The sequence below is a fragment of the Nocardiopsis sp. TNDT3 genome (genome assembly GCF_003427465.1).
In the GTDB taxonomy this organism is placed as follows: Bacteria; Actinomycetota; Actinomycetes; order Streptosporangiales; family Streptosporangiaceae; genus Nocardiopsis; species Nocardiopsis dassonvillei.
In genome coordinates, this window is sequence record NZ_QPFC01000801.1 from 1 (window position 1) to 5,371 (window position 5,371).

4 protein-coding genes are annotated in these 5,371 nt (G+C 75.1%); 2 read left to right on the plus strand and 2 right to left on the minus strand.

From position 1 onward, the window contains the following. Positions 1–91: 91 nt before the first annotated feature. Positions 92–3,055 carry an FAD-binding and (Fe-S)-binding domain-containing protein gene (locus DQW06_RS19635; RefSeq protein WP_117199073.1) on the plus strand — a complete coding sequence of 988 codons (2,964 nt, stop codon included), beginning with the start codon at positions 92–94 and terminating at the stop codon, positions 3,053–3,055. Positions 3,056–3,347: 292 nt separating this feature from the next. After that, a complete protein-coding gene (locus DQW06_RS19640) occupies positions 3,348–4,235 on the plus strand; it encodes an endo alpha-1,4 polygalactosaminidase (RefSeq protein WP_013151817.1) in 888 nt (295 codons plus the stop codon). 85 nt (positions 4,236–4,320) lie between these two features. Here DQW06_RS19640 and DQW06_RS19645 read toward each other — a convergent pair whose 3' ends face one another. Next, positions 4,321–4,842, minus strand: coding sequence for a hypothetical protein (locus tag DQW06_RS19645; RefSeq protein ID WP_117199074.1), 522 nt, complete (start codon positions 4,840–4,842; stop codon positions 4,321–4,323). Next, entirely contained in the window at positions 4,842–5,183 is a 342-nt protein-coding gene (locus DQW06_RS19650) for a hypothetical protein (RefSeq protein ID WP_013151819.1), read from the minus strand. The genes DQW06_RS19645 and DQW06_RS19650 overlap by 1 nt, the downstream gene beginning before the upstream one ends. Positions 5,184–5,371 lie beyond the last annotated feature (188 nt).

Consider the following 5,371-nt stretch of genomic DNA (forward strand, 5'->3'; position numbering starts at 1 on the left):
TGCCCCCGGCTCCGGACGGCGCGGCGGGGCGGTGCGGCCGGGCAGCGCGGCACGCTTGCGGCGCCGCGGCCGAAGCCGCCACGCTGGCACCATGGCCGACCCGCACAGCACCACCACAGCCCGAACCGACGTCGCCGCCCTGCGCCGCGACCTGGAGAGCCGTGTCCGGGGCACGGTCGCCTTCGACGCGGGCACCCGCGCCCTCTACACCTCCGACGCCTCCAACTACCGCAGGGTCCCGCTGGCCGTGGTGGTCCCCGAGACCGTCGAGGACTGCGTGGCGGCGGTCCGCGCCTGCGCCGAGCACGGTGTGGCGATCGTGCCCCGGGGCGGCGGCACCTCCATCGCGGGCAACGCCATCGGTACCGGCGTCGTCATCGACACCTCCCGCCACCTGCGCGCCATAGAGCACATCGACCCCGTGGCGCGCACCGCCACGGTGCAGCCCGGTGTCATCCTCGACGACCTGCGCCGCGCCGCCGCCGAGCACGGGCTCACCTTCGCCCCCGACCCCTCCACCCACAGCCGCTGCACCGTGGGCGGCATGGTCGGCAACAACGCCTGCGGCTCCCACTCGGTCGCCTGGGGCACCACCGCCGACAACATCGTCTCCCTCGACGTGCTGCTCAGCGACGGGACCCGGCTCACCGTCGGCTCCAGCGACGGCGACGAGGAGCACCGCGCCCTGGCCGCGCGCCCCGGACGCGAGGGCCAGATCCACGCCGCCCTCGCCCGCCTCGTGGACGCCCACCGCGCCGAGCTGCGCACCGCGATGCCCGACTTCCGCCGCCGCGTGTCCGGCTACTCCCTGGACCGCCTGCTGCCGGAGAAGGGCCGCGACGTCGCCGCCGCCCTCGTGGGCACCGAGGGCACCTGCGTGTTCGTCCTCGGCGCCACCGTGCGCCTGGTCGAGTCGCCGCCAGCCCGCGCCCTGGCCGTCCTCGGCTACCCCGACGCCCCCGCGGCCGCCGACGCCGTCCCCGACCTGCTCGGCCACGGCCCGCTCACCGTCGAGGGCATCAACCACCGCATGGTCGCCTCCCTGGACCGGTTCGGCTCCGGCTCGCGCGTACCGCTGCCCGAGGGCGGGGCCTGGCTCCTGGTGGAGGTCGCCGGGGAGGACCCCCAGGACGCCGCCGACGCCGCGGAGGGCATGCTCGCCGCCCTGTCGGGCGCCTCCCGCCCCCGTGACGCCCTCGTCGTCTCCGACCCCGCCCACCAGAAGGCGCTCTGGCGCATCCGGGAGGAGGGCGCCGGGCTCACGCAGCGCACGCCCTCGGGGGCCGAGGCCTGGTCGGGCTGGGAGGACGCCGCGGTGCCGCCCGAGAACCTGGGCGACTACCTGCGCGACTTCGAGGCGCTCATGGAGCGCCACGGCCGCTTCGGCGTGGTCTACGGCCACTTCGGCGACGGCTGCCTGCACGTGCGCATCGACTTCGAGCTCACCACCGAGCGGGGACGGCGCGAGTACCGGGAGTTCATGGAGGAGGCCGCCGACACCGTGGTCCGGCACGGCGGCTCCCTGTCGGGCGAACACGGCGACGGCCAGGCGCGCTCGGAGCTGCTGGCCCGCATGTACCCGGCCTCCCTCATCCGCGCCTTCGGCGAGTTCAAGCGGATCTGGGACCCCGCCGGCCTCATGAACCCCGGCGTCATCGTCGATCCGCTGCCGCTGGACGCCGACGTCCGGGTGGCCGCCGTCCCCGGCCCCTCCGGTCCCGGCCCGGTGCTGCCGCTGCTCTCGCGGGCCGAACTGGCCTACCGCGAGGACGGGGGCGACCTCGCCAAGGCGCTGCGCCGCTGCTCCGGGGTGGGCAAGTGCCGCCGCCAGGAGGGACCGGGCGTCATGTGCCCCAGCTACCAGGTCACCCAGGAGGAGAAGCACTCCACCCGCGGCCGCGCCCACCTGCTGTTCGAGATGGCCAGCGGCGACGTCATCACCGACGGCTGGCGCTCGGAGGAGGTGCGCGAGAGCCTGGACCTGTGCCTGTCCTGCAAGGGCTGCCTGAGCGACTGCCCGGTCAACGTGGACATGGCCTCCTACAAGGCCGAGTTCCTGCACCAGCACTACCGGGGCAGGATCCGCCCGGCCGCCCACTACTCCATGGGCTGGCTGCCCCTCTGGGCGCGCCTGGCCGCGCTCGCCCCGGCCGAGGCCAACCGGGCCGCCCGGCTGCCGGGGGTGTCGCGCCTGGCCAAGAGGGTCGCGGGCGTGGCCGCCCAGCGCGACCTGCCCTCGTTCGCCCGCACCACCTTCACCCGCGCCTTCCGTCGGCGCGCCGCGCGCGGGCGGGCACGCGTCGGCGGACCGAGGGTGGTGCTGTGGCCGGACACCTTCGGCAACCACCTCAACCCGAACGTGCCCGCGGCCGCCGTGCGCGTGCTGGAGGACGCCGGGTTCACCGTGGTGCTGCCCCGGGGGCAGGTGTGCTGCGGCCTGACGTGGGTGTCCACCGGGCAGTTGGACACCGCCCGCGCGGTGATGCGCCGCGCGGTGCGGGCGCTGGAGCCGCTGGTGGAGGAGGGGCTGCCCGTGGTGGGCCTGGAGCCCAGCTGCACCGCCGCGCTCCGCCACGACCTGGTCGAGCTGCTCCCGGGGGAGCGCAGCGAGCGGGTGGCCGCGGCCGTGCACACCCTCGCGGGCTTCCTCAACGAGTACGCGCCGGACTGGCGGCCGCCCCGGATCGCGGCCTCGGCCCTGGCGCAGGTGCACTGCCACCAGCACGCGGTGATCGGCTTCGACGCCGACCGCGAGCTGATCGCCCGCGCGGGGATCGACGGAGAGGTGCTGGACTCGGGCTGCTGCGGGCTGGCGGGCGACTTCGGGTTCACCGAGGGCCACTACGAGGTGTCCGCGGCCATCGGCGAACGCGAGCTGCTGCCCCGCGTGCGCGGCGCCTCCCCGGACACGCTGGTGCTGGCCGACGGCTACAGCTGCCGCACGCAGATCGAACAGGGGGCGGGCCGTCGGGCGCTGCACCTGGCCGAGGTGCTGGCGCGGGGGCTGGCCGAACGCGACGCACGGGAGTCGGCCGGGCGACCCGACCGTGTGTGACTCCTGACGTGTCCTGGGAGGCGTGTGACCCTGCCGACACCCCCGGCGGGTTCCCGCAGTTCCGGGCCCTCCGGGGGACGCGTCCGGCCGGTGGCCCGGAGGCTGAGCCTTTCGTCGGACCGCGTCCGTGGCTAGGGTGACCGTGCGTTCCGGCGCGGGCCCCGCCCGTGACCCCCTCCGCGTCCCGCGGACCGGGCGCGAGCACCTACCGTAGGCGTCGTCCCGCCCGCGCGGCGGGACCGCCGACCACCAGGCGGCGGAACACCCCACCGCCGCAGAACGGGGTTCCTCCATGTCCACACCCACCGGACTCCGCGCGGCCGCGGCCGTCGGACTGACGGCGCTCCTGGCCGCGGGCTGCGCGAGCCAGGGCGGAGGCGAACTCGCCTCGTCCACCTCCTCCACCGCGGGCACCGCCGACACCGCCGCCGAGGCGGCCGCCTTCGAGGGCTTCCCCGAGGGGGCGTTGGACTACCAGCTCGGCGCCTCCTACACCCCGCCCCCGGGCGTGGGCACGGTGGTGCGCGACTCCACCTCCGAGCCGGCGGAGGGGATGTACTCCGTCTGCTACGTCAACGGCTTCCAGACCCAGCCCGGCGACCTGGAGTGGTGGCTGGAGGAGCACCCGGACCTGATCCTGCGCGACGCCTCGGGCGAGCCCGTCATCGACGAGGACTGGGACGACGAGCGCCTCCTGGACACCTCCACCGAGGACAAGCGCTCCGGCATCGCCGCCGTCCTCGGCGAGACCATCGCCGACTGCGCGGACAAGGGCTTCGACGCGGTCGAGTTCGACAACCTCGACTCCAACCTGCGCTCCCAGGGCCTGCTCACAATCGACGACAACCTCGCGCTGGCCGCCGAACTGGTCGAACTCACCCACGGACACGGCATGGCCGCGGGCCAGAAGAACGCCGCCGAGGACACCGAGCGCGGCAGGGAGGAGGTCGGCTTCGACTTCGCCGTGACCGAGGAGTGCGCGGTGTGGAACGAGTGCGAGGCCTACACCGGCGTCTACGGCGACGCCGTCCTGGCGGTGGAGTACCCCCACGCGCTGGAGGAGGCGGGGATGACCTTCGAGGAGGCCTGCGCGGCTCCGGGCGCGCCCTCCCGGATGATCCTGCGCGACCTGGACCTGGTCGGCCCCGAGCACGGGGACTACGTCTTCGACGTCTGCTGACCGGTTCCGGTCACCCGGCGCCGGGCGGACGGGGCCGTCCCGCCGCCCGGCACCGGCCGGGCGGCGAGGGGCCCTCGGACGCGGCTCACACGCCCATCTGGTCGTGGAGGGCGTCCAGGGAACGGGAGACGGCGTCGGGCAGGCGGGGGTCCCCCTGGTCCACCCCCTCGCCCAGATGGATGCGCCAGGCCACGTCGGCGCCGCCGGGCGGCCGCCGCGCCACCAGGCGAAAGCCCGTGGAGGAGTCCGGATCGGGGAAGGGCACGAAGCGGTTGACCAGGATGGTCGCGGTGACCCGCTCGGAGACGGTCTCGGCCAGGCGGCGGTAGTCCACGCCGTCCGCGTCCGGGTCCGAGCGCAGCCGCACCGTGTGCTCGCCCGCGCCCTCCTCCATGAAGGTGAAGGCGTCGGGGCTCCAACTGGCCTGGTCGATGTCCTGCCAGGGCACCGCGCGCCCGTCGGGCAGGTGCAGGGCCCGGGTGGTGGCGGCCAGGACGGGCGCCGCCTCCCCGGCCGGAGAGGCGACGGGCGCGTGGGCCAGCACGCGCTCGCCCCGCTCCAGCCGGGCGCGCAGCGCGGCGGGTACGCGCCGGGAGAACAGGGCCACTAGCGGTTCCCGCCGTTGCCGGGGGAGCCGTTCTCCTCCGGAGGCTGGGTGCCGTTGGACCTGTGGCTCTCCCACTCGACGAGTTCGATCTCCTCGTCGGTGGGCCGCGCGAGGAAGTCGCGCACGGACGTGACCGGCATCTTGTCCACGGCCTTGTCGTAGACGGTGCGGCCCGCGTTGCTGACCTGGGCGCCGACCAGGCCGGCGACCTCCTGGACGACCGGGCTGTCGGCCACCTTGCGCGCGGTGCGCGCGAGCTGCTCGTAGCGGGCCCTGCCCGCCCGTGCTCCCAGGACGTAACCGATGGCGAGTCCGGCGGCGAACGTGATCCGGTAACGCATGGTCTACCTCTTCACCCTTTGGAGACGATCGGCGTGATCCGTGCTCGACGTTACCCCGTCGCGACCCCGCCACACATGCCGACACCGGTCACGAGCACTCCGCGGGGACGCTACGCTTGATGTGTCGCCGCGGCCCCGCCGCGGGGCGCACGCCATCCCGCGTAGCTCAATCGGCAGAGCAGCCGGCT

Excerpts from the sequence above, each read along its gene's own strand:
- DQW06_RS19635 (WP_117199073.1), top strand. The coding sequence starts at position 92 with ATGGCCGACCCGCACAGCACCACCACAGCCCGAACCGACGTCGCCGCC.
- DQW06_RS19650 (WP_013151819.1), bottom strand. The coding sequence starts at position 5,183 with ATGCGTTACCGGATCACGTTCGCCGCCGGACTCGCCATCGGTTACGTC.
- DQW06_RS19640 (WP_013151817.1), top strand. The coding sequence starts at position 3,348 with ATGTCCACACCCACCGGACTCCGCGCGGCCGCGGCCGTCGGACTGACG.